The following is a 22,240-nucleotide window of genomic DNA, read 5'->3' as shown; positions in this document are numbered from 1 at the left end:
AGTGATAATCACACCACCCCCCGCCCCCCCCCGCCGCGGCGCGGCCCCCCCCCGCGCGGGCGGCGCCGGCGCCCCCCCCCTCGACCGTCAGGCGTCAGTGCGAGTGGCCGTGACCGTGGCCGTGGCCCGCCTCGGCCTCCTCTTCCTTCTTCTCCACCACGAGGGTCTCGGTGGTGAGCAGCAGGGAGGCGATCGAGGCCGCGTTCTCCAGGGCGGAGCGGGTGACCTTGACCGGGTCGATGACGCCGGCCTTCACCAGGTCGCCGTACTCGCCGGTGGCCGCGTTGTAGCCCTGGCCGATCTCCAGCTCGGCGACCTTGGAGGTGATGACGTAGCCCTCCAGGCCGGCGTTCTGGGCGATCCAGCGCAGCGGCTCGTGCAGCGCCTTGCGGACGACCGCGACACCGGTCGCCTCGTCGCCCGACAGGCCCAGGCCGCCGTCCAGCACCTTGGCGGCGTGCACCAGGGAGGCGCCGCCACCGGCGACGATGCCCTCCTCGACCGCGGCACGGGTCGCCGAGATGGCGTCCTCCAGGCGGTGCTTGCGCTCCTTCAGCTCCACCTCGGTGGCGGCGCCGACCTTGATGACGCAGACGCCGCCGGCCAGCTTGGCCAGGCGCTCCTGCAGCTTCTCGCGGTCCCAGTCGGAGTCGGTGGCGGCGATCTCACCCTTGATCTGGGCGACGCGGCCGGCCACGGCCTCGCTGTCACCGGCACCGTCGACGACGGTGGTCTCGTCCTTGGTGATGGTCACGCGGCGGGCGGTGCCCAGCACGTCCACGCCGACCTGGTCGAGCTTGAGGCCGACCTCCTCGGAGATGACCGTGCCGCCGGTCAGGGTGGCCAGGTCGCCGAGGATCGCCTTGCGGCGGTCGCCGAAGCCCGGGGCCTTGACGGCGACCGCGTTGAAGGTGCCGCGGATCTTGTTCACCACGAGGGTGGACAGCGCCTCGCCGTCGACGTCCTCGGCGATGATCAGCAGCGGCCGGGAGGCACCGCCCTGGAGGATCTTCTCCAGCAGCGGCAGCAGCTCCTGGATGGAGGAGATCTTGCCCTGGTTGATCAGGATGTACGGGTCCTCCAGGACCGCCTCCTGCCGCTCCGCGTCGGTGACGAAGTACGGCGACAGGTAGCCCTTGTCGAACTGCATGCCCTCGGTGAAGTCCAGCTCCACGCCGAAGGTGTTCGACTCCTCGACGGTGATGACACCGTCCTTGCCGACCTTGTCGATCGCCTCGGCGATCAGCTCGCCGACCTGGGTGTCCTGGGCGGAGAGGGACGCGACGGCGGCGACGTCGTCCTTGCCCTCGATCTCGCGGGCCACCGAGAGCAGGTGCTCGGAGACGGCGGCGACGGCCTTGTCGATGCCCTTCTTCAGGGCGGCCGGGCCGGCACCGGCGGCGACGTTGCGCAGACCCTCGTTGACCAGGGCCTGGGCCAGCACGGTGGCGGTGGTGGTGCCGTCACCCGCGACGTCGTTGGTCTTGGTGGCGACCTCCTTGACGAGCTGCGCGCCAAGGTTCTCGTACGGGTCGTCCAGCTCGACCTCACGGGCGATGGTCACACCGTCGTTGGTGATGGTCGGGGCGCCGAACTTCTTGTCGATGACGACGTTGCGGCCCTTGGGGCCGATGGTCACCTTGACGGTGTCGGCCAGCTTGTTGACACCGCGCTCCAGCGAGCGGCGGGCGTCCTCGTTGAACTGCAGGATCTTCGCCATGTTCCCTATTCCCTCGGGGCTTCGGCCGGCCCACCGGCCGCCGGACTACGTGAACCAACAACCACGCCCCGGGCCCCTGTCACTTGGGACACGGATCCGGGGCGGGTCGGAACGACTTACTTCTCGATGATGGCGAGAACGTCGCGAGCGGAGAGAACCAGGTACTCCTCGCCCTGGTACTTCACCTCGGTGCCGCCGTACTTCGAGTACAGGACGATGTCACCGACGGCGACGTCGAGCGGCAGACGCTGGCCGTCCTCGAAGCGACCCGGGCCGACGGCCAGGACGACGCCCTCCTGGGGCTTCTCCTTGGCGGTGTCCGGGATAACCAGGCCGGAGGCCGTGGTGGTCTCGGCGTCGAGCGGCTGGACCACGATGCGGTCCTCAAGCGGCTTGATGGCAACCTTGCTGCTGGTGGTCACGTCCGAGCTCCCCTTCGGAGATTACGGGGTTTCTAACGGGTAGGAGCGAACCTGCGGGCCTGCCGTCGCGGGGGTCAGGCACACGTCTTCGCGTTAGCACTCCCCCAGTGGGGAGTGCCAAGGACGACCATAGGCCGGTGTTAGCACTCAGTCAACCAGAGTGCCAACGGCGCGCCCGGGCATCCCGAACCGCGGGCACGGAGCCGTACACCCGTGCGACCGCCCCGCCCCACCGCGCCGGCACCGTCGGAGCCGGTGGGGCGGCCAACCCGCCAGAATGGCCCCGTGGACACCGAGAACCTCCAGCCCCTGCTGACCCCCGAGGGCCAGGCCCTGCTCGCCGAACTGCGCGAGTTCACGCCCGAGGAGGAGCTGTCGCTGGCCACCAGGCTGCGGCGGGAGCACCCGGCCGAGCTGGTCTCGGCGGCCTTCGGGCAGGCCCGGCTGCGGCAGCGGGCGCGGGCGAAGTTCGGGGCGGACGCCGACCTGATGTACTTCACGCCCAACGGCGTCGAGCAGTCCACCCGGCGCAGCGTGGCCGAGTGGCGGGCGCGCCGCTTCGCCGAGCTGGGCGTCCGCCGGCTGGCCGACCTGTGCTGCGGCATCGGCGGGGACGTGCTGGCGCTGGCCAGGGCCGGGATCGAGGTGCTGGCCGTCGACAAGGACCCGGCGGCCTGCGCCGCCACCGCCGCCAACGCGGCCGCGCTGGGCCTGACCGACCTGGTCCGGGTGCGCTGCGCGGACGTCGCCGAGGTGGACGTCACCGGCTACGACGCGGTGTTCACCGACCCGGCGCGGCGGACGGCGCGCGGCCGGGTGTTCGACCCGGAGGCGTACGCCCCGCCGCTCTCCTGGGCGATCGAGGCCGGCCGCCGGACCCCGATCGGCGCGCTGAAGGTGGCCCCGGGCATCCCGCACGAGGCCGTCCCGGCCGACGCCGAGGCGGAGTGGGTCTCCGACCACGGCGACGTGAAGGAGGCGGTGCTCTGGTTCGGCACCGGGGCCGCCCGCCCGCACCGCGCCACCCTGCTGCCGCAGGCCGCCAGCCTCACCGGCGGCGACCTGCCCGACCCGCCGGCCGGCCCGGTCGGGCGCTACCTGTACGAGCCGGACGGCGCGGTGATCCGGGCCCACCTGGTGGCCGAGGTGGCCGAGCAGGTGGGCGGCCGACTGATCGACCCGAAGATCGCCTACCTCACCTCGGACCGGCTGGTCGCCACCCCGTACGCGCACGCCTTCGAGCTCACCGACGTGCTGCCGTTCCACATCAAGCGGCTGAAGGCGCTGCTGCGCGAGCGCGGAGTCGGCACGGTGGTGATCAAGAAGCGCGGGATGGCGATCACCCCGGAGGAGCTGCGCCGCCAGCTCAAGCCCTCCGGGCCGAACGCCGTCACGGTGATCCTCAGCCGCACCGACAACGGGCCGCTGATGATGCTCGGCCGGCCCGCCTGAGGCGGCCACGGGGTGGGCGCACGGACTACGAGGCGGGCGCCTGGATGTAGTCCTCCAGCCGGGCCACCGAGAAGCCCTGCTCCTGGATCCGGGCCAGCAGGTCGCCGAACATCTGGGTCATCGTGGCGCCCTTGAGCTCCTTCGGGCCGCGGAAGTGCGCCAGGATGATGTCGCCGGACTTCAGCTTCTTGTCCGCCGCCTGGTACTGCATGTCGTGGATCTGCATCGACTCGCGCCAGAGCACCATCGCGCGCGGGCCGCACTGCTGGACCGAGTTGTTCAGCGTCGGGGTGTTGGCGCCGTCCCCGAACGGCGGGCGGAACAGCAGCGGGGCGGTGCCGTACTGCTGGGTGAGCGCGGACTGCGCGTCGCAGATCTCGGACTTCTGCTTCTCCGCCGGGATCTTGCTCATCACCGGGTGGTCCACGGTGTGGTTCTGGATGTGGTTGCCGAGCGCCTGGAGCGGCTTGAAGTAGCCGTAGTCGTTCTTGACGATGTCCCGGGTCAGGAACATCGAGATCGGCACCTTGAGCTCGGTCAGCATCTCGACGAACTTCGGGTCCTTCTCGGCGCCGTCGTCGATGGTGATGAAGACGACCTTGTCGCTCGTCTTCACCTCGCTGAACACCGGTACGGGGCCGGTCCGTTCGAGCTTGATGGGCTTGTCCGCGGGCGGCGCGGGGGCCGGCGCCAGCGGCTTGAGGTTCCACTTCGCCCAGGCCGCCGGGTCCCCGCCGGCCGGGGCCGCGGTGGTGGGCGTGCCGGCCGGGCTGGTCGGCACCGCGCCGCCGCCGGCGGGCTGGGGCGTGGCCGCCGAGCTGCCGCCGGCCGCCGCCGGGGCGGCGGCGCCCCCGTTGTCGCCGCATCCGGTGGCCAGGGCCAGCAGGGCCAGCGCCCCCACCGCGTACGTCCTGGTCCTGCTCCGACCGTCCCTGTTCACCGCAGCGCGCTCCCGGTTCCCGTCCAGCTTCTTCTCAGCTATGCACGGTAGCGGTCGGGGCGGCGGTTCCCGGACAGCGCCTATTCGACGTGCTCGCTGGTGAAGGACCAGCGGTGCACCGGGCGGCCGAGCAGGTCGGCCGGCGGGTCGGCGACCGGCACCGGCTCGCCGGTCCACCAGGTGATCAGCAGCACCCGTTCGCCGGGCGCGCCGAGCAGCTCGGTGCGGACCAGTCCGGCCGAACCGCGCACCGCAGGCAGCGCCACCTCCCGTACCCAGGAGGCGAGTTCGGCCCCGCGGCCGGTGGCGGCGCGGGCCTCCCACATCGCGGCGACGGTCACTCGGCGCCGCCGGTGAGGGCCTGGTACGCCTGGCCGTGGACGTCGCCGTGCCGGACGTCCGCGGCCGGCACGTGCGCCTCGGTCACCGGCAGCGAGGAGTCGGCGGACAGGTCGAGCGCGGACGGCGTGCGGTCACGCCACACCATCTCGGAGCCCAGCGCGGCCACCATCGCGCCGTTGTCGGTGCACAGGCCCGGCCGGGGCACCCGCAGCCGGATGCCGGCCCGGTCGCAGCGCTGCTGGGCCATCTCGCGCAGCCGCGAGTTGGCGGCCACCCCGCCGCCGATCATCAGGTGGTCGACGCCGTTGTCCCGGCACGCCTTGACGGCCTTGCGGGTGAGCACGTCGGTGACGGCCTCCTGGAAGGACGCCGCCACGTCGGCGATCGGCACCTCCTCGCCGGCCCGGCGCTTGGCCTCCACCCAGCGGGCGACGGCGGTCTTCAGACCGGAGAAGGAGAAGTCGTACGCGGGGTCGTTGCGGCCGCTCAGGCCGCGCGGGAAGGCGATCGCCTTGGGGTCGCCCTCGCGGGCGGTGCGGTCGACCACCGGGCCGCCCGGGAAGCCCAGGCCGAGCACCCGGGCGACCTTGTCGAAGGCCTCGCCGGCCGCGTCGTCGATGGTCGCGCCGAGCGGGCGGACGTCGCTGGTGATGTCCTCGCTGAGCAGCAGCGAGGAGTGCCCGCCGGAGACCAGCAGCGCCATCGTCGGCGACGGCAGCCGGCCGTGCTCCAACTGGTCGACGCAGATGTGCGAGGCGAGGTGGTTGACCCCGTACAGCGGCTTGTCCAGCGCCCAGGCGTACGCCTTGGCGGCACTGACACCGACCAGCAGCGCGCCGGCCAGGCCGGGGCCGGCGGTGACCGCGATGCCGTCCAGGTCGCTCGCCTTGACGCCGGCGGTGTCCAGCGCGCGCTGGATGGTCGGGACCATCGCCTCCAGGTGGGCGCGACTGGCGATCTCCGGGACGACGCCGCCGAAGCGGGCGTGGTCGTTGACGCTGGAGGCGACCGCGTCGGCCAGCAGCGTGGTGCCGCGCACGATGCCGACGCCGGTCTCGTCGCAGGAGGTCTCGATGCCGAGGACGAGCGGTTCGTCAGCCATGGCGGGTGTCCTTAAGGTCCTTCGGGTCAGTGCTGGGGTGGTCGAGGCGCATCACCAGCGCGTCGACGTTGGCGGGCTGGTAGTAGCCGCGCCGGATGCCCACCGGTTGGAAGCCGAAGCGCTCGTACAGCTGCTGGGCGCGCGGATTGTCCACCCGTACCTCCAGCAGCAGTTCGGCGCAGCCGCGGCGGGCGGCCTCCCGGATCAGGTCGGTGAGCAGCGCCGCGCCGAGGCCGGCGCCCTGGTGGCGCTGGTCGACGGCGATGGTCTGGACGTCGCCCTCGCCGGCGATCGCCATCAGCCCGGCGTAGCCGACGATGGCGCCGTCCGCGGTGGTGGCGACGGTGTAGTGGCGGGTGCCGCCGGGGTGGGTCTCGGCCAGCTCGGACCAGTACATCCCGGTGGACCAGGCGTCCTCGGGGAAGAGCCGCAGCTCCAGCTCCATCACCGGCGCGATGTCCCACCAGCGCATCGGGCGCAGGGTGGTGCCGTGCTTCACGCCGGGAGCACCGCCTTGCCCCCTAGAACATTCTTGAAGGCAGCCGGCACCTGGGCGTCCGGGCGGCGCAGGTACAGCGGGACGTTCGGCAGCAGCTCGCGGCCGGCCGCCAGCTCGGCGGCGGCGAAGCCCGCCAGGGCGCCGGCCGACACGTGCTCGGGGCCGTGCGCGCCGGGGAAGCTCTCGGGGTAGAGCAGCGCGCCGGCGCCGACCGAGCGCGGCTGCGGGGCCAGCTCGGCGGGGCGGTCCACGCCGGGGCCCTCGGTGCGGTGGCCGTCGGCGTCGTAGGAGGCCCAGTAGACCTCCTTGCGGCGCGCGTCGGTGGCCACCGTGAACGGCTGCCCGGCCAGGCCTTCGGCGCGGGCCTGGTGGGCGATCGCGTCCAGGGTGCAGACGCCGTGCACCGGCAGCCCGAGGGCGTGGCCGAGCGCGGCGGCGGTCACCAGGCCGACCCGCAGGCCGGTGTACGGGCCCGGGCCGACGCCCACCGCGATGCCGGTGAGCCGGTGCTTGTCGACGCCGGCCGCCCGCAGGACCTGGTCGATCGCGGGCAGGAGCAGTTCGCCGTGGCGCCGGGCGTCGACCTGATGGGTCTCGGCGAGGACGGCCGTGCCGTCGTGGACGGCGGCGGTGACGGCGGGGGTAGCGGTGTCGAACGCGAGCAGCAGCACGGGTCAAGGTTAGACCGCCGTTCGTCCGACCGGCCGATCGACCAGGTGTGCCATCCAGGAACACACATCCGGGGCGCCGCGACCCGGCCGGACGGACCTGGCACGATGGGGCCGTACGTAAAGGGACGGCGGCGGGAGCGGCACGTGGCGAAGATGGGTCCTGGTGTGGTGGTCACGGGGCTGACCCTGGGGGCCCTGGCGGTGGTGAGCCTGCTGGCCTTCCAGGCCAACGGCGCTCAGGACCGGGCGGCCGGCGCCAAGCCGACCGCCAGCACCACGACGTCCAGCGGGCCGGCCGCCTCCGCGACGCCGAGCGCCTCGGCCACCCCGACGGTCCCGCCGCTGCCGACCATCTCGGGCAGCGGGACCAGGGTGGTCTACTCGATCAGCAGCCACTACGTCTGGCTGATCGACCCGAAGAAGAACCCACAGGTCACGCCCGGTTTCCCGGTCACCCCGGGCTCGGTCGAGCCGGCTCCGGGCAGTTACTCGGTCTACAGCCGCACCCCGACGACCACCGGGACGGACGGCAAGCAGATCGAGCACGTGGTGCGCTTCGCGCAGCAGAACGGCGTGGTGTTCGGCTTCAGCGCCGCCGTGGACGGCGCGACCCCGACCACCGAGCCGAACGCCAAGACCGGCGGCATCCGCAGCGGCCGCCCGGACGGCCAGTTGCTCTGGGACTTCGCGCCGAACGGCACCAAGGTGGTCGTGGTCGCCTGAGCCCGGCTCGGGCGTGTCAGGCCGCGCGGGGTGTGCCCGTCTCCGGTTCCTCGGCCCGCCGGGGCTCCGGCTCGGGCGGGGTGGACACCGCCTCGGCGGCCGCACAGGCGGCCAGCAGCGCCCGCATCGGCGCCCCCTGGACGCGGCGGGCGGACTCTCCGGCCCCGGCGCCGTGCCCGGCGCGCTTCGGGGCGGGGGTGGTGCTCGACATGGCGCCTCCCTAGTTAGGCAGACCTAACCGCAGCACCCATCCCACCACGCCCGGCACCCCGCCCGCAACACTTCCCGACAGCCTGTCGGCAAAACGGCGCACACCTGGGCGCGGGCCTCAGCCGAGCGCCTCCAGCGCGACACCCGCCCAGCGCGGACCGAGGCCGGTCAGCACCACCCGGCGCGGGTCCAGATCGTCCTCGTCGGCGGTGTCACCGAGGGCGCGCTCGATCCGCACCTCCAGCCGGTCCTCGGACAGCCGCTCGACCTTGCCCTCGCCCCACTCGACCACGACCACCGACTCCGGCAGCGAGACGTCCAGGTCGAGGTCCTCCATCTCGTCCAGGTCCCCGCCGAGCCGGTACGCGTCCACGTGCACCAGCGCCGGGCCGCCGACCAGCGACGGGTGCACCCGGGCGATCACGAAGGTCGGCGAGGTCACCGCCCCGCGGACCCCCAGCCCCTCCCCCAGGCCCCGGGTCAGCGTGGTCTTCCCCGCCCCCAGTTCACCGGAGAGCAGCACCAGGTCCCCGGGCCTCAGCAGCGCGGCCAGCTCCCGGCCGAGCCGGCCCATCCGCTCCGGGGTGGGGACGGTGAGAGTGGCGTGCGAGCCCATGCGCGTGTCTTGCCCTTCGGTCCGTACCGGCGTGCCGACCGCCGGCCGCCACCGCTACCGTGCCACATCGCCGGCCCGGCGCGCGCCGGAAGGGGTCAGGGGCCGTCCAGGACCGCCGGGGGAGGCGCGGCGCCGGCGAAGCCTGCGGCCCGGCGCAGCAGCGCCACCAGCTCGTGGTCGACCAGCTCCGGGCGCTCCAGCATCACCAGGTGCCCGGCGCCCTCCACCAGCACCAGCTCCGCGCCGGGCAGCCGCTCGGCCATCGCCTCGCTGTGCGCCGACGGCGTCAGCAGGTCCTTCGTACCGGCCAGCACCAGCGTCGGCAGGCCGCTCAGGGCGGCGAGCGCCGCGTACTTCTCGTGCGCGGCGAACACCGGGTAGAACTCGGCGACCACGTCGATCGGGGTGGCGTCCAGCAGCTGCTCGGCGAACCGCACCACGCCCGGGTCGACGTCCCGCCCGCCGAAGGAGAACCTCCGGTAGAAGACGGCGGCGACGTCCGCACCCAGCCGCCGGCTCGCCTCCACCAGCTCGACCTGACGGCCCAGCAGCCGCATCACCCCGGGCGCGACCTTCTTGAACAGCTTCGCGCCGGCCGACGGCAGCCCGAGGCTGACCTCGTTCCAGTCCCCCGCCAGCGTGCCGATCAGCGCCACCCCGGCGACCCTCTCCCGGAACAGCTCCGGGTGCTGGTCGGCCAGCGCCATCACCGTCATGCCGCCCATCGAGTGGCCCACCAGCACCAGCGGCCCGGTCGGCGCGACGGCGTCGATCACCGCCTTGAGGTCGCCGCCCAGCTGGTCGATGCTGGCCGGCTCGCCGGCCAGGAAGGAGCGGGAGCGCTCGGAGCGGCCGTGGCTGCGCTGGTCCCAGAAGACCAGCCGCAGTCCCTCGCGCAGCGCGGCCCGCTGGAAGTGCCAGCTGTCCTGGTTGAGGCAGTAGCCGTGGCAGAACAGCACGGTCAGCGGCTCGGCGCCGGAGGTGCCGCCGTCCGGCTCGGGGCCGGTGCCGTCCAGCTCGACGTACAGCTCGGTGCCGTCCGGCGCGGCCACCGTCCGCGGGCGCCCGCGCAGCGAGCCGTACGGGGCCTCGGCGTCCAGCTCGGCCCGGGCCCGGCGGCGGGTCGCCCGGCCGACGGTCAGCCGCTCTATCGCCACCCCGGCGGCCGCCCCGGCCGCCAGCACGCCGACCGAGATCCCGATCACACCGGCCCGGCTCACCCCGGAGGCCGCGCCGGCCGCCTTGGCCACCGCCGCGACCGGGCCGCTCTCGGCCGGTCCCTCCGTCATGCGCCCGGGCCCTCGGTGCGGCTGCCGCCCAGGTAGCGGCGCGGGACCCTGGCGCCGATCCGGGTCACGATCTCGTACGAGATGGTGCCGCAGGCCCGGCCCCAGTCCTCGGCGGTCGGCTCGCCCTGCTCGCCGTTGCCGAACAGCAGCACCTCGTCGCCGATCGCGGGGGTGTCCCCGCCCAGGTCCACGACGAACTGGTCCATCGCGACCCGGCCGGCGATCGTGCGCCACTTGCCGCCGATCTGCACCGGGCCGGTGCCGCTGGCGTGCCGCGGGATGCCGTCGCCGTAGCCGACCGGGACCAGGCCCAGCGTGGTCGGGCCCGGCGTCACGTAGTGGTGGCCGTAACTGACCCCGTGCCCGCCCGGAACGTGCTTGACCAGCGCCAGCCGCGCGGTCAGCGCCATCACCGGGCGCAGCCCGAAGTCGGCCGGCGACCCGACCTCCGGCACCGGCGACAGCCCGTACGCGGCCAGGCCGGTACGGACCAGGTCGAAGTGCGACTGCGGGAGCAGCAGGGTGGCCGGCGAGTTCGCCAGGTGCCGCACCTCCGGGCGCAGCCCGGCGGCCTCGGCCCGGGCCAGCGCCGCGTGGAAGGAGTCCAGCTGGGCCTGGATCGACGGGTGGCCCGGCTCGTCGGCGGCGGCGAAGTGCGACCAGACGCCGACCACGGTCAGCAGCCCCTCCGCCTCGGCGCGGCGGGCGGCCGCCACCAGGTGCGGCCAGTCGTGCGGCTGGCAGCCGTTGCGGCCCAGACCGGTGTCCGCCTTCAGGTGCACCCGGGCCGGGATGCCGGTCTCCCGGACGGCCGGCAGCAGCTCGTCCAGCGCCCACTGGCCGCTCACCGAGATGTCGATGTCCGCGCGCAGCGCCTCCCGCCACGGCCCGCCCGGCGTCCACAGCCAGCACAGGACGCGGGCCTGCTCAGGGCGGATGCCCGCGGCCCGCAGTGCCAGCGCCTCCTCGGGCGTCGCGCAGCCGAGCCAGCCGACCCCGTTCGCGACCGCCTCGCGGGCGCACTCGACGGCGCCGTGGCCGTAGGCGTCCGCCTTGACCGCGAGCATCACCGCCGAGCCGCCGACGCGCTCGCGCAGCGCGGCGAGGTTGCCGCGCAGGGCGGCCAGATCGATGGTCGCCTCGGCCCTTACGCCGTCGGTCAGGGTGGCCGTGCCGGTCGTGTTCGCAGTTGTCATCAGGGTCAGTCTCCCAGACATCCCGGAGTCCTCGCCGAACGGCCCGTCCGTGCGGCGGCCGGTGCCAGGGCCCCCGGCACCGCGCCGACCTGCGGCGCACCGCTCGTCACCCTGTTCCGGACGCGCACGCAGGACCGATCGGTTCCGCACCGCCCGTCCCCACCGCACCGCCCGCCCCGGGCCTACGCCTCCCGCACCGCCCGCCACACCGCGGGCAGCGCCTGCGCCACCGCCGGCGCCGTCACCGGCGCGCCCGGGTCGCCCGCCGCGTGGCGGCCCGCCAGGCCGTGCAGGTAGGCGCCCACCGACGCGGCGTCCAGCGGCGCCAGGCCGGCCGCCAGCAGGGAGCCCGCCAGGCCGGCCAGGACGTCGCCGCTGCCGGCGGTGGCCAGCCAGGACGTGCCGGTCGGGTTGACCCGGACGGCGCCGCCCGGGTCGGCGATCACCGTGGTGGAGCCCTTGAGCAGGACCGTCGCCCGGTAGGCGGCCGCCAGCCGGCGGGCGGTGGCCAGCCGGGCGGCGGCCAGCGAGTCGGCGGGCGGCGGCGCGGCGCCGTCGGCGCCCGCGAGCAGCCGGGCGGCCTCGCCGGTGTGCGGGGTGAGCAGGGTGGGGGCCGTCCGGCCGGCCAGCGCGTCCGGGCCGAGCCGGGCCAGCTCGGTCAGCCCGTCCGCGTCCACCAGGACCGGGACGTCGCTCGACAGTGCCTCGGCCAGCGCCTGCCGCGCCCCCTCGCCGCCGCCCGGCCCGACCACCCAGGCCTGCACCCGCCCGGCCCCGGCCGGCCCGCCCTCGGTGACCAGCACCTCCGGGAAGCGCCGCACCACCTCCTCGGCCGCCGTGCCGACGTACCGGACGGCGCCCGCGCCGCCGTGCAGCGCCCCGGCGACCGCCAGCAGCGCCGCGCCCGGGTACGTCGCCGAACCGGCCGCCACCCCGACCACGCCCCGCCGGTACTTGTCGCTCTCGGCGCCCGGCAGCGGCAGCAGCGCCGCCACGTCCGCGTGCTGCAGAGCCGTCACCTCCGGCGCGGGCGGCTCCAGTCCGATCCCGACCAGTTGGACGGCGCCCGCGTAGGAGGCACCCGGGTCGACCAGCAGGCCCGGCTTGTACGTGCCGAAGCAGACCGTGACGTCCGCGCGCAGCGCCTCGCCCGGCACCTCGCCGGTGTCGGCGTCGACCCCGCTGGGCAGGTCCACGGCCACCACGACCCCGCGCCGCCCGGCCCGCGCGTACGGCCGGGCCCCGTCCCGCAGCCCGCCCCGGCCGCCGATGCCGACGATGCCGTCCAGCACCAGGTCGGCGCGCGAGAAGTCGGCCAGGCCGACTTCCTGATCCAGCACCACCCGCCCGCCGGAAGCCCGCAGCGCGGCCAGCCCGCCCGCGTGCGCACGCTCCGGCGCGAGCAGCACCGCCGTCACCCGCGCGCCCCGCCGGGCCAGCGCCGCCCCGGCGTACAGGGCGTCACCCCCGTTGTCCCCGCTGCCGGCCAGCACCACCACCCGACTGCCGTACACCCGCCCCCGACGCCCCGCCAGCAGCCGGGCACAGGTCGCCGCCAGCCCGGCGGCCGCCCGCTGCATCAGCGTCCCCTCCGGCAGCCGCGCCATCAGCGCGGCCTCGGCGGCCCGGACGACTTCCACCCGATGGGCATGACGCATGCGAGGGCTCCTTCAGCAGTCGACGTACCGCCGACGCTAGCCCGCGCCACCGCCCCACGGCAGGCCGAGCTGCGGGACACTTTCGAGTGACAACCACTTCGATCCCCCACCGGCGCCGGTCCGTACGCCTAGCTTGTGGCTCGACACGGACCCACAGGAGGGGGAAGGGCCATGGTCGCCATGCCGGCAGTCGAGTACCCGCCGAGCGAGGACAGTCTTCTCCAGCCGTTTCTGGAGTTGGACACCCCGCTGGGGAGCAAGGCCGAATTCATCGAGGGGGAGATCGTCGTGACGCCGCCGCCGGACGGCCCGCACGACGGTGCGGTATCGAAGCTCAACAAGCAATTCTTCCGGAACGCCGCGATCGATCTGGACATCGCAGGCACCAAGGGTCTTGTCACTCCCAAAGGCCGGCTCATCCCCGACGGCACGGTGGTACCGGCCGGCCACTTCGACCATCTGGATTCCTGGGCCCCGACTGAAGGCGTCCTCCTCGTCTTCGAGGTCACCTCGATCAACCCGCACAAGGACCGCGAACCCAAGCGCCGCGGCTACGCCGCCGCAGGCATCCCGTGCTACCTGCTGGTCGACCGCAGTGAGGGCACGGTCACGCTGTTCACCAAACCCGAAGGCGAGGACTACATCACCCGCACGCAGGTCGAGTTCGGCAAGCCGATCGACCTGCCCGCCCCCTTCTCCTTCACGCTCGACACGGCACCCCTGCGGTAGGGCACAGCCACCGCAGGGGCACCACGCCGTGCTACTCGACGGTGACCGACTTGGCCAGGTTGCGCGGCTGGTCGACCTCGTGGCCCTTGGCCGTCGCCAGCTCGCACGCGAAGACCTGGAGCGGCACGGTGGAGACCAGCGGCTGGAGCAGGGTCGGGGTGACCGGGATGCGGATCAGGTGGTCCGCGTACGGGACGACCGCCTCGTCGCCCTCCTCCGCGATCACGATGGTGCGGGCGCCACGGGCCCGGATCTCCTGGATGTTGGAGACGATCTTGTCGTGCAGGATCGACCGCCCGCGCGGCGAGGGGACGACCACGACGACCGGCAGCCCCTCCTCGATCAGCGCGATCGGGCCGTGCTTGAGCTCGCCCGCCGCGAAGCCCTCGGCGTGCATGTACGCCAGCTCCTTGAGCTTGAGCGCGCCCTCCAGGGCCACCGGGAAGCCGACGTGACGGCCGAGGAACAGCACCGAGCGCGCGTCGGCGAGCGAGCGGGCCAGCTCGCGCACCGGCTCCATGGTCTCCAGGACCTGCTCGACCTGCTTGGGCGCGTCGCTGAGCTCCTTGATGACGGCGAGGATCTCGTCGCCCCACTTGGTGCCGCGCACCTGGCCCAGGTAGAGGGCGACCAGGTAGCAGGCGACCAGCTGGGTCAGGAACGCCTTGGTGGAGGCGACGGCGACCTCGGGGCCGGCGTGGGTGTACAGCACCGCGTCCGACTCGCGCGGGATGGTGGAGCCGTTGGTGTTGCAGATCGCCAGCACCTTGGCGCCCTGCTCCCGGGCGTGCCGCAGGGCCATCAGGGTGTCCATGGTCTCGCCGGACTGGGAGATGGCGATGACCAGCGTGCCCGGGCCCATGATCGGGTCGCGGTAGCGGAACTCGGAGGCGACCTCGACCTCGCAGGGGATGCGGGTCCAGTGCTCGATCGCGTACTTGGCGATCATGCCGGCGTGGAAGGCGGTGCCGCAGGCGACGATGACGACCTTGTCGACCGAGCGCAGGTCGGCGTCGGAGATGCGCAGCTCGTCGAGGATGAGCCGGCCGTCGGTGCCGATCCGGCCGAGGAGGGTGTCGGCGACGGCCTTCGGCTGCTCGGCGATCTCCTTGAGCATGAAGTAGTCGTAGCCGCCCTTCTCGGCGGCCGAGGCGTCCCAGTCGACGTGGTACTCGCGCACGTCGGCCGGGGTGCCGTCGAAGTTGGTCACCGTGACGCCGTCCCGGCGCAGCTCGACGACCTGGTCCTGACCCAGCTCGACGGCCTCGCGGGTGTGCGCGATGAACGCGGAGACGTCGGAGGCGAGGAAGTTCTCGCCCTCGCCGCGCCCGACCACCAGCGGCGAGTTGCGGCGGGCGCCGACGACCACGTCCGGCGCGTCGGCGTGCACGGCGACGAGGGTGAAGGCGCCGTCGAGGCGGCGGCAGACCACGCGCATGGCCTCCGCGAGGTCGCCGTCGTAGGCCTCGCCGAGCAGGTGCGCGACGACCTCGGTGTCGGTCTCGGAGCGGAGGGTGTGGCCGCGCTCGGCGATCTCGGCCCGCAGCTGGGCGAAGTTCTCGATGATGCCGTTGTGCACCACGGCCACCCGGAGGTGGTCGTCCAGGTGGGGGTGGGCGTTGGCGTCCGTCGGGCCGCCGTGGGTGGCCCAGCGGGTGTGGCCGATGCCGGTGGTGCCGCCGGGCAGAGGGGTCTCGGCGAGCGACTTCTCCAGGTTGGCGAGCTTGCCGGCCCGCTTGTCGGTGACCAGACTCCACTGCCCGTCGGAGTCCTGCGCCTGCACCGCGACACCGGCCGAGTCGTAGCCCCGGTACTCCAGTCGCTGCAGGCCTGCGATTACTACGTCGAGGGCGGACTGCGCGCCCACGTATCCAACAATTCCGCACATGCGTGCCAGCATAAGGGCGGTTCTGAGGCCCTTTTCCCGATTCCCGCGAACAGTGCGTGACCGACACCACAACCACGGTGAACGCCGCCACGGCTCACAATGGAGCATGTGCTGACCGAACTCTGTACGCGGGGCGCCGCCACGCCCGGCCCGTCGCCGTCCCCCTACGTGGACCTCAGTCGGGCCGAGTGGAGCGCACTGCGCGAGCGTACGCCGCTGCCGCTGACCGCCGAGGAGGTGGAACGGCTACGCGGCCTCGGTACCGCCCTCGACCTGGACGAGGTCCGCGACGTCTACCTGCCGCTGTCCCGGCTGCTGAACCTGTACATCCACGCCACGCACGAGCTGCGCGGCACGCTGGGCACCTTCCTGGACACGCCGGACACCGAGCGCACCCGGACCCCGTTCATCATCGGGGTGGCCGGCTCGGTCGCGGTCGGCAAGTCGACGACGGCCCGCCTGCTCCAGGCCCTGCTCGCCCGCTGGCCCGAGCATCCGCGGGTCGAGCTGGTGACCACGGACGGCTTCCTGCTGCCCAACGCCGAGCTGCGCCGCCGGGGCCTGATGGCCCGCAAGGGCTTCCCGGAGTCGTACGACCGCCGGGCGCTGATGCGCTTCGTGGCGGACGTGAAGGCGGGCAAGGAGCGGGTCACCGCGCCGGTGTACTCGCACCTGGTGTACGACATCGTGCAGGGCGAGCGGCTCACCGTGGAGCGCCCGGACATCCTGATCGTCGAGGGCCTGAACGTGCTCCAGCCGGCCCTGCCCGGCAGCGACGGGCGCACCCGGCTGGCGGTGGCCGACTACTTCGACTTCTCGATCTACGTCGACGCCCGCACCGACGACATCGAGCACTGGTACCTGGACCGCTTCCGCAAGCTGCGGCAGACCGCCTTCCAGGACCCGAACTCCTACTTCCGCCGCTTCACCGAGGTGCCGGAGGAGGAGGCGATGGAGTACGGCCGGCAGGTCTGGCGCACCATCAACAAGCCGAACCTGCTGGAGAACGTGCTGCCGACCCGCGGCCGGGCCACCCTGATCCTCCAGAAGGGGGCGGACCACAAGGTCCGCCGGGCGCTGCGGCGCAAGCTCTGTCACCGAAGCGACGGGAGGGGGGGGGGCGGCGGCGGGGGGGGGCGCCCCCCGCCCCCCCCCTCTCATACCCTGGGTGTGTGGGGGGGCCCCGTTTTTTTTTTAACACCCCCCCCCCCCCCCCGGGGCGGGGGGGGGGCCCCCCGCCGGCGGCGGGGCCCCTTCCGTCGTGCCGGGCTCAGCCCAGGTGCGTCCGCACGGCCTCGGCCAGCCGCTGCGCGACGGACTCGGCCTGCACCGGGTCGGCGGCCTCGACCATGACCCGGACCAGCGGCTCGGTGCCGGACGGGCGCAGCAGCACCCGGCCGGTGGAGCCCAGTTCGGCCTCGGCCTCGGCGACCGCGGCGGCCAGCTCGACGCTGGTGTTCACCCGGCTCTTGTCGACGCCCTTGACGTTGATCAGCTGCTGCGGCAGACGGGTCATCACGGCGGCCAGGTCGGCCAGCGGCTGCTTGGTGCTGGCCAGGCGGGCACCCAGCATGAGGCCGGTCAGGGTGCCGTCGCCGGTGGTGGCGTGGTCGAGCAGGATGACGTGGCCGGACTGCTCGCCGCCCAGCGCGAAGCCGTGCTCCTTCATCGCCTCCAGCACGTAGCGGTCGCCGACGGCGGTCTCCACCAGGTCGACGCCCTCGCGCTCCATCGCCAGCTTGAAGCCGAGGTTGGACATCACGGTGGCCACCGCGGTGTTGCGGCGCAGGGTGCCGGCGTCCTTCATCGCGACGGCCAGGATGGCGATGATCTGGTCGCCGTCCACCTCGTTGCCGTCGGCGTCGGCGGCCAGGCAGCGGTCGGCGTCGCCGTCGAGGGCGATGCCGAGGTCGGCGCGGTACTCCGTCATGGCGGCCTGCAGCCGGTCCAGGTGGGTGGAGCCGACGCCGTCGTTGATGTTGAGGCCGGTGGGCTCCGCCCCCAGGGTGTGGACGACCTCGGCGCCGGCCCGGGCGAAGGCCTCGGGGGCGACGTAGGCGGCCGCGCCGTGGGCGCCGTCGATGACGACCTTGATGCCGTCGAGGCGGTTGGGCAGCACGCCGATCAGGTGGGCGACGTACTTGTCGAAGCCCTCGGTGTACTCGCGCACCCGGCCGACGGCGGCGCCGGTCGGCCGGTTCCAGTCCTCGCTGCCGAGCGTGTGCGTGCGGTAGTGGGACTCGATCGCGTCCTCGATGCGGTCGTCCAGCTTGTGGCCGCCGCGGGCGAGGAACTTGATGCCGTTGTCGGGCATCGCGTTGTGGCTGGCGGAGAGCATCACGCCGAAGTCGGCGCCGAGCGCGCCGGTGAGGTACGCCACGGCCGGGGTCGGCAGCACGCCGACCCGGAGCACGTCGACGCCGGCGCTCGCCAGGCCGGCGATGACGGCGGCCTCCAGGAACTCGCCCGAGGCACGCGGGTCCCGGCCGACCACCGCGACCGGCCGGTGGCCCTCGAAGGCGCCGGCCTCGCCGAGCACATGGGCCGCCGCGACCGACAGCCCGAGCGCGAGCTCGGCCGTCAGGCCCACGTTGGCCACCCCGCGCACGCCGTCCGTACCGAAGAGTCGTCCCACTGTCCCGTCCTCCATCACCACTGCTCGGAACCCAACCGATGGCACCCGGCCGCCGCACGATAGCCGGGGAACACGTCGCCCCGGAGTACACGTGGTACTCCGGGGCGACGGTTCGCGCAACCAGGGGGTGCGCCGCCAGGGCGGGCCGCACCCCCAGGGGCGCGATTAGCGCTTGCTGTACTGCGGCGCCTTGCGGGCCTTCTTGAGACCGGCCTTCTTGCGCTCGACGGCGCGGGCGTCACGGGTCAGGAAGCCGGCCTTCTTCAGCGCGCCGCGGTTGTTGTCCACGTCGGCCTCGTTCAGGGCACGGGCCACGCCGAGGCGCAGCGCGTAGGCCTGGCCGGAGACGCCGCCACCGGAGATGCGGGCGACGACGTCGTAACGGCCGTCAAGCTCGAGGAGCTTGAAGGGCTCGTTCACGGTCTGCTGGTGCACCTTGTTGGGGAAGTAGTTCTCCAGGGTGCGACCGTTGATCTTCCACTGGCCGGTGCCGGGGACGATGCGCACGCGGGCGATCGCCTCCTTGCGACGGCCGAGGCCGGCGCCCGGGATGGCCTCGCCGAAGCGGCCGGCCAGCGACTCGGAGGTGTACTCGCCCTCGGAGGTGTACTCGCCCTCGACAGCCTCAACGGCCTCGTCGAAGTCGACCTCAAGGGTCTCGGTGGTTTCAGTGGTCTCGGCCACGGTGTTCCTCAGCTCTTTTCAGTGTTGGGGGGCTTGGTGGCCGAATTACTGCGCGACCTGGGTGATCTCGAACGGCACCGGCTGCTGGGCAGCGTGCGGGTGCTGGTCGCCCGAGTAGACCTTCAGCTTCGAGAGCATCTGGCGGCCCAGGCTGTTCTTGGGGATCATGCCCTTGATGGCCTTCTCGACGGCCTTCTCCGGGTTGTTCGCCAGCAGGTCGTCGTAGCGCACCGACCGCAGACCACCCGGGAAGCCAGAGTGGCGGTAGGCCAGCTTCTGGGTCTTCTTGTTACCGGACAGGTGCACCTTGTCGGCGTTGATGATGATGACGAAGTCACCAGTGTCAACGTGCGGCGCGTAGATCGCCTTGTGCTTACCCCGGAGGAGGTTGGCGGCCTGGGAAGCCAGGCGGCCGAGCACGACGTCGTTCGCGTCGATGACGTGCCACTGACGCTGGACGTCGCCGGGCTTGGGGCTGTACGTACGCACGGTCGTATGCCTTCGCTTTTCAGTGAGTGAGTCCTGACAGGAGCACCTGGGACGGCAGAGCAGCCTGGTCAACCTTGGACGCAATTCAAGGGGGACCGCTGGTCGTCGAACCTGATGTCTCCGGCGTACCGACCTCTCACGTGAGATAGAGCGAGCCAATACGCACATCAAGCGTCCAGGTTACCGGGCGGGCGGGTGGGGGTCAAAAATCGGCTTCCCCCACCCCCGCCGTCACTCAGCGTTCGCGCTCCACCCGGCTGACGTCCCAGACCGGCTCGGGCGACTCGTAGACCCGGCCGTCGGCGCCGAACACCAGGTAGCGGTCGAAGGTCTTGGCGAACCAGCGGTCGTGGGTGACGCACAGCACGGTGCCGTCGAAGGCCTCCAGCCCGGCCTGCAGCGCCTCGGCACTGTCCAGGTCCAGGTTGTCGGTCGGCTCGTCGAGCAACAGGGCCGTCACGCCGGAGAGTTCGAGCTTGAGGATCATCAGCCGGGCCTGCTGCCCACCGGACAGCGACTCGAACTTCTGCTCCTCCTGCCGGTCCAGCTCGTAGCGGCGCAGCGCGCCCATCGCGGCGCTGCGGCTGAGCGCGTGCTCCTCCTCGACGATCGAGCGCACCGTCCGGCCGAACAGCTCCGGGTGGGCGTGGGTCTGCCGGAAGTGGCCGGGGACGACCCGGGCGCCGAGCTTCCAGGTGCCGGTGTGCGCGACGCTCTCGTCGCCCGCCAGCAGCCGCAGGAAGTGCGACTTGCCGGAGCCGTTGGAGCCGAGCACGGCGACCCGCTCGCCGTAGAACACCTCCAGGTCGAAGGGCTTCATCAGACCGGTGAGCTCCAGCTGCTCCACGGTGAAGGAGCGCACGCCGGTACGCCCGCCCTTGAGCCGCATGGTGATGCTCTGCTCGCGCGGGGGCTCCTCCGGGCGGCCGGCCTCCTCGAACTTCTTCAGCCGGGTCTGGGCGGCGGCGTAGCGGGTGGCGAGCGCGTGGCTGACGGAGGCCGCCTGGCGCAGGGTGACGACCAGCTTCTTGAGCTTGGCGTGTTCCTCGTCCCAGCGCCGGCCCAGCTCCTCGAAGCGCGCGAAGCGGTCCTTGCGGGCCTCGTGGAAGCTGTCGAAGCCGCCGCCGTGCACCCAGACGCTGCTCCCGGCCGCGCCGGACTCGACGGCAATGATCTTGTCGGCGGCCTCGGAGAGCAGCTCGCGGTCGTGCGAGATGAACAGGACGGTCTTCGAGGTGGCCTTGAGGGCCTCCTCCAGCCAGCGCTTGCCCGGGACGTCCAGGTAGTTGTCGGGCTCGTCGAGCAGCAGCACCTCTTCGGGGCCGCGCAGCAGCGCCTCCAGGACGAGCCGCTTCTGCTCGCCGCCCGAGAGGGTGTTCAGGCCGCGCCACTGGGCCTTGTCGAAGGGCATCCCGAGGGCCGCCATGGTGCAGACGTCCCAGTCGGTCTCGTAGTCGTAGCCGCCGACGTCGGCCCAGTCGGAGAGCGCCTGGGCGTAGGCCATCTGGGTCTTCTCGTCGTCCTGGGCGATCATCGCCAGTTCGGCGGCGTCCACCGCGCGGGCGGCGACGGCGATCCGCTCGGGGGCGACGGACACCAGCAGGTCGCGGACCGAGGCGTCCGGCGCCAGCGCGCCCGGGGTGGCCCGCTCGTCCTCGCGGCCGGTGGTGCCGACGAACTGGCGCATCACGCCGAGCCCGCCGCTGATCGTCACCGTGCCGCCGTGCGGCTGGAGGTCCCCCGCGATCATCCGCAGCAGGGTGGTCTTGCCAGCCCCGTTGGCGCCGACCAGGGCGACCGCGGCGCCCTCACCGACCCGGAAGGACGCGTCGTCGAACAGCACCCGCCCGTCCGGCAGGTAGTACTCCAGGTGCGAAATCTCGACGTGTCCCATGCGGACGATTGTCCCAAGCCGACGCGCCTGGCCCAAACGGATTACCCGACGGGCGGCTGACCGGGCAGTGTGCGCAGCCGCCTGGCCTGGCGGTTCCGCTCGGCGAGCTGGTCGTCCGGCGGGTAGCCGACTTCCTCAAGGGTGAGCCCGTACGGCCGGATCACGTTGACGGCCGAGTTGCGGACCCCGCCGGCCAGCACCTCGCCGGGGAACTCCACCGGCCGGTGCCCGTCGCCGACCAGCAGCATCGCCCCGACCAGCGCCCGGACCATGTTGTGGCAGAACGCGTCGGCGCGGACGGTGGCGACCGCCAGCGAGCCCTCCTGGGCGGCGTAGGAGTCCACCGGGACGCGGTCCCAGTGCAGCTCCAGCAGGGTGCGGATGGTGGTGGCGCCCTCGCGCTTCTTGCAGTACGCGGCGAAGTCGTGCTCGCCGAGCAGCAGCTTCGCGGCCTCGTTCATCCGGTCGACGTCCAGCGGGCGGTCGTGCCAGAGCACGTGCCCGCGCAGCAGCGGGTCGACCCCGCCGGGGTGGTCGGCGACCCGGTAGGCGTAGCGGCGCCAGATCGCCGAGAAGCGGGCGTCGAACCCGGCCGGCGCCTCGCCGACCCGGTAGATCCGGATGTCCCCGGGCAACCGGCCGGCCAGCCGGCGCATCAGCTTCTCGCGGTGCGCCTCCCACAGCTCGGCCGGCAGGTCGACGTGCGCGACCTGGCCGCGGGCGTGCACCCCGGCGTCGGTGCGCCCGGCCACGGTCAGCGGGAACAGCTCGGGGCTGCGGGTGACGATCTGCAGCGCGCTCTCGATCTCCTCCTGGACCGTCCGGCGGCCGCCGCGCTGGCGGGCCCAGCCGGAGAACTCGGCGCCCTGGTAGGCGAGATCGAGCCGGACCCGGACGCACCCGTCGGCCGGGCCGTCCTTCACCGGCGGCTGCTCGGCGCAATCGTTGACCACAATCCACTCCAGACAGAAGGAACGGGGGCCCCCCCCCCCCCTGGGGGGAGCGGGGGCGCCGCCCCCCCCAGCCGGGTGGCTCCGCCCGCCGGCGCGGTCTCAAACCAGACGCAGGCGCCACCCACACA

At 73.2% G+C, this 22,240-nt stretch carries 21 protein-coding genes and 1 pseudogene; 4 read left to right on the top strand and 18 right to left on the bottom strand.

From position 1 onward, the window contains the following. Positions 1-94: 94 nt before the first annotated feature. Together groL and groES are read right to left on the bottom strand one after the other, a co-directional pair. The gene (gene groL / locus ACFV61_RS07185; RefSeq protein WP_380490514.1) at positions 95-1,720 is read right to left on the bottom strand and encodes a chaperonin GroEL; all 1,626 of its coding nucleotides are present in this window, start codon (positions 1,718-1,720) and stop codon (positions 95-97) included. Between the two features lie 116 nt (positions 1,721-1,836). Then, entirely contained in the window at positions 1,837-2,142 is a 306-nt protein-coding gene (groES, locus tag ACFV61_RS07180) for a co-chaperone GroES (RefSeq protein ID WP_014136232.1), read from the bottom strand. A gap of 285 nt (positions 2,143-2,427) precedes the next feature. Between groES and ACFV61_RS07175 the strand changes: the two genes are divergently transcribed. Continuing rightward, positions 2,428-3,594 carry an SAM-dependent methyltransferase gene (locus ACFV61_RS07175; protein ID WP_380430695.1) on the top strand — a complete coding sequence of 389 codons (1,167 nt, stop codon included), beginning with the start codon at positions 2,428-2,430 and terminating at the stop codon, positions 3,592-3,594. Positions 3,595-3,619: 25 nt separating this feature from the next. On the opposite strand, the gene ACFV61_RS07170 is transcribed toward ACFV61_RS07175, so the two are convergent. From ACFV61_RS07170 to tsaB, 5 genes are all read right to left on the bottom strand, one after another. Continuing rightward, positions 3,620-4,534 carry a polysaccharide deacetylase family protein gene (locus ACFV61_RS07170; RefSeq protein ID WP_380490512.1) on the bottom strand — a complete coding sequence of 305 codons (915 nt, stop codon included), beginning with the start codon at positions 4,532-4,534 and terminating at the stop codon, positions 3,620-3,622. 80 nt (positions 4,535-4,614) lie between these two features. After that, positions 4,615-4,860, bottom strand: a complete 246-nt coding sequence (locus ACFV61_RS07165) for a hypothetical protein (RefSeq protein WP_244293442.1) — start codon at positions 4,858-4,860, stop codon at positions 4,615-4,617. A gap of 11 nt (positions 4,861-4,871) precedes the next feature. After that, positions 4,872-5,978 carry a tRNA (adenosine(37)-N6)-threonylcarbamoyltransferase complex transferase subunit TsaD gene (gene tsaD, locus ACFV61_RS07160; RefSeq protein WP_350877149.1) on the bottom strand — a complete coding sequence of 369 codons (1,107 nt, stop codon included), beginning with the start codon at positions 5,976-5,978 and terminating at the stop codon, positions 4,872-4,874. Further along, positions 5,971-6,450, bottom strand: a complete 480-nt coding sequence (rimI, locus tag ACFV61_RS07155; RefSeq protein ID WP_063351336.1) for a ribosomal protein S18-alanine N-acetyltransferase — start codon at positions 6,448-6,450, stop codon at positions 5,971-5,973. The genes tsaD and rimI overlap by 8 nt, the downstream gene beginning before the upstream one ends. A gap of 23 nt (positions 6,451-6,473) precedes the next feature. Beyond that, complete coding sequence (tsaB, locus tag ACFV61_RS07150) at positions 6,474-7,148, bottom strand: tRNA (adenosine(37)-N6)-threonylcarbamoyltransferase complex dimerization subunit type 1 TsaB (protein ID WP_063348990.1); 675 nt, start codon at positions 7,146-7,148, stop codon at positions 6,474-6,476. A 153-nt stretch (positions 7,149-7,301) separates the two neighbouring features. Here tsaB and ACFV61_RS07145 point away from each other — a divergent pair, with 153 nt between their 5' ends. Further along, complete coding sequence (locus ACFV61_RS07145; RefSeq protein ID WP_063351335.1) at positions 7,302-7,871, top strand: hypothetical protein; 570 nt, start codon at positions 7,302-7,304, stop codon at positions 7,869-7,871. Positions 7,872-7,887: 16 nt separating this feature from the next. On the opposite strand, the gene ACFV61_RS07140 is transcribed toward ACFV61_RS07145, so the two are convergent. The 5 genes from ACFV61_RS07140 to ACFV61_RS07120 form a co-directional block, all read right to left on the bottom strand. Then, positions 7,888-8,082 carry a hypothetical protein gene (locus ACFV61_RS07140; RefSeq protein ID WP_063348989.1) on the bottom strand — a complete coding sequence of 65 codons (195 nt, stop codon included), beginning with the start codon at positions 8,080-8,082 and terminating at the stop codon, positions 7,888-7,890. A gap of 117 nt (positions 8,083-8,199) precedes the next feature. After that, positions 8,200-8,697, bottom strand: a complete 498-nt coding sequence (gene tsaE / locus ACFV61_RS07135; protein ID WP_063348988.1) for a tRNA (adenosine(37)-N6)-threonylcarbamoyltransferase complex ATPase subunit type 1 TsaE — start codon at positions 8,695-8,697, stop codon at positions 8,200-8,202. 95 nt (positions 8,698-8,792) lie between these two features. Next, positions 8,793-9,986 (bottom strand): alpha/beta fold hydrolase, encoded by a 1,194-nt coding sequence (locus ACFV61_RS07130; protein ID WP_380490510.1) that lies wholly within the window; start codon positions 9,984-9,986, stop codon positions 8,793-8,795. Next, positions 9,983-11,182: an alanine racemase gene (alr, locus tag ACFV61_RS07125; protein WP_380427731.1), complete on the bottom strand. Its 1,200-nt coding sequence runs from the start codon at positions 11,180-11,182 to the stop codon at positions 9,983-9,985. Before alr ends, ACFV61_RS07130 begins: the two co-directional genes overlap by 4 nt. A gap of 182 nt (positions 11,183-11,364) precedes the next feature. Further along, positions 11,365-12,840, bottom strand: coding sequence for an NAD(P)H-hydrate dehydratase (locus ACFV61_RS07120; protein WP_380427733.1), 1,476 nt, complete (start codon positions 12,838-12,840; stop codon positions 11,365-11,367). A gap of 171 nt (positions 12,841-13,011) precedes the next feature. Here ACFV61_RS07120 and ACFV61_RS07115 point away from each other — a divergent pair, with 171 nt between their 5' ends. Then, a complete protein-coding gene (locus tag ACFV61_RS07115) occupies positions 13,012-13,569 on the top strand; it encodes a Uma2 family endonuclease (RefSeq protein WP_380427735.1) in 558 nt (185 codons plus the stop codon). Between the two features lie 31 nt (positions 13,570-13,600). On the opposite strand, the gene glmS is transcribed toward ACFV61_RS07115, so the two are convergent. Then, positions 13,601-15,457, bottom strand: coding sequence for a glutamine--fructose-6-phosphate transaminase (isomerizing) (gene glmS / locus ACFV61_RS07110; protein WP_079135822.1), 1,857 nt, complete (start codon positions 15,455-15,457; stop codon positions 13,601-13,603). A 99-nt stretch (positions 15,458-15,556) separates the two neighbouring features. On the opposite strand from glmS, the pseudogene coaA reads away from it, so the two are divergent. Next, positions 15,557-16,549, top strand: a pseudogene (gene coaA, locus ACFV61_RS07105) (type I pantothenate kinase); the annotation flags it as partial. Between the two features lie 178 nt (positions 16,550-16,727). Here coaA and glmM read toward each other — a convergent pair. From glmM to truA, 5 genes are all read right to left on the bottom strand, one after another. After that, a complete protein-coding gene (gene glmM, locus ACFV61_RS07100; RefSeq protein WP_380427739.1) occupies positions 16,728-18,092 on the bottom strand; it encodes a phosphoglucosamine mutase in 1,365 nt (454 codons plus the stop codon). Positions 18,093-18,257: 165 nt separating this feature from the next. Next, a complete protein-coding gene (gene rpsI, locus ACFV61_RS07095) occupies positions 18,258-18,788 on the bottom strand; it encodes a 30S ribosomal protein S9 (protein ID WP_107452914.1) in 531 nt (176 codons plus the stop codon). A gap of 33 nt (positions 18,789-18,821) precedes the next feature. Next, positions 18,822-19,265 carry a 50S ribosomal protein L13 gene (rplM, locus tag ACFV61_RS07090; RefSeq protein ID WP_063348980.1) on the bottom strand — a complete coding sequence of 148 codons (444 nt, stop codon included), beginning with the start codon at positions 19,263-19,265 and terminating at the stop codon, positions 18,822-18,824. Positions 19,266-19,500: 235 nt separating this feature from the next. Beyond that, entirely contained in the window at positions 19,501-21,159 is a 1,659-nt protein-coding gene (locus ACFV61_RS07085; protein ID WP_350877126.1) for an ATP-binding cassette domain-containing protein, read from the bottom strand. 41 nt (positions 21,160-21,200) lie between these two features. Continuing rightward, a complete protein-coding gene (gene truA / locus ACFV61_RS07080; protein ID WP_244293441.1) occupies positions 21,201-22,112 on the bottom strand; it encodes a tRNA pseudouridine(38-40) synthase TruA in 912 nt (303 codons plus the stop codon). Positions 22,113-22,240: the final 128 nt, after the last annotated feature.

This window comes from Kitasatospora sp. NPDC059817, from assembly GCF_042731835.1.
In the GTDB taxonomy this organism is placed as follows: Bacteria; Actinomycetota; Actinomycetes; order Streptomycetales; family Streptomycetaceae; genus Kitasatospora.
This window is presented reverse-complemented; position numbering and strand designations above follow the sequence as displayed.

Excerpts from the sequence above, each read along its gene's own strand:
- ACFV61_RS07130 (WP_380490510.1), bottom strand. The coding sequence starts at position 9,986 with ATGACGGAGGGACCGGCCGAGAGCGGCCCGGTCGCGGCGGTGGCCAAG.
- tsaE (WP_063348988.1), bottom strand. The coding sequence starts at position 8,697 with ATGGGCTCGCACGCCACTCTCACCGTCCCCACCCCGGAGCGGATGGGC.
- ACFV61_RS07165 (WP_244293442.1), bottom strand. The coding sequence starts at position 4,860 with ATGTGGGAGGCCCGCGCCGCCACCGGCCGCGGGGCCGAACTCGCCTCC.
- ACFV61_RS07145 (WP_063351335.1), top strand. The coding sequence starts at position 7,302 with ATGGGTCCTGGTGTGGTGGTCACGGGGCTGACCCTGGGGGCCCTGGCG.
- glmS (WP_079135822.1), bottom strand. The coding sequence starts at position 15,457 with ATGTGCGGAATTGTTGGATACGTGGGCGCGCAGTCCGCCCTCGACGTA.
- ACFV61_RS07085 (WP_350877126.1), bottom strand. The coding sequence starts at position 21,159 with ATGGGACACGTCGAGATTTCGCACCTGGAGTACTACCTGCCGGACGGG.
- rimI (WP_063351336.1), bottom strand. The coding sequence starts at position 6,450 with ATGCGCTGGTGGGACATCGCGCCGGTGATGGAGCTGGAGCTGCGGCTC.
- groL (WP_380490514.1), bottom strand. The coding sequence starts at position 1,720 with ATGGCGAAGATCCTGCAGTTCAACGAGGACGCCCGCCGCTCGCTGGAG.
- ACFV61_RS07115 (WP_380427735.1), top strand. The coding sequence starts at position 13,012 with ATGGTCGCCATGCCGGCAGTCGAGTACCCGCCGAGCGAGGACAGTCTT.
- ACFV61_RS07140 (WP_063348989.1), bottom strand. The coding sequence starts at position 8,082 with ATGTCGAGCACCACCCCCGCCCCGAAGCGCGCCGGGCACGGCGCCGGG.
- tsaD (WP_350877149.1), bottom strand. The coding sequence starts at position 5,978 with ATGGCTGACGAACCGCTCGTCCTCGGCATCGAGACCTCCTGCGACGAG.
- ACFV61_RS07120 (WP_380427733.1), bottom strand. The coding sequence starts at position 12,840 with ATGCGTCATGCCCATCGGGTGGAAGTCGTCCGGGCCGCCGAGGCCGCG.
- alr (WP_380427731.1), bottom strand. The coding sequence starts at position 11,182 with ATGACAACTGCGAACACGACCGGCACGGCCACCCTGACCGACGGCGTA.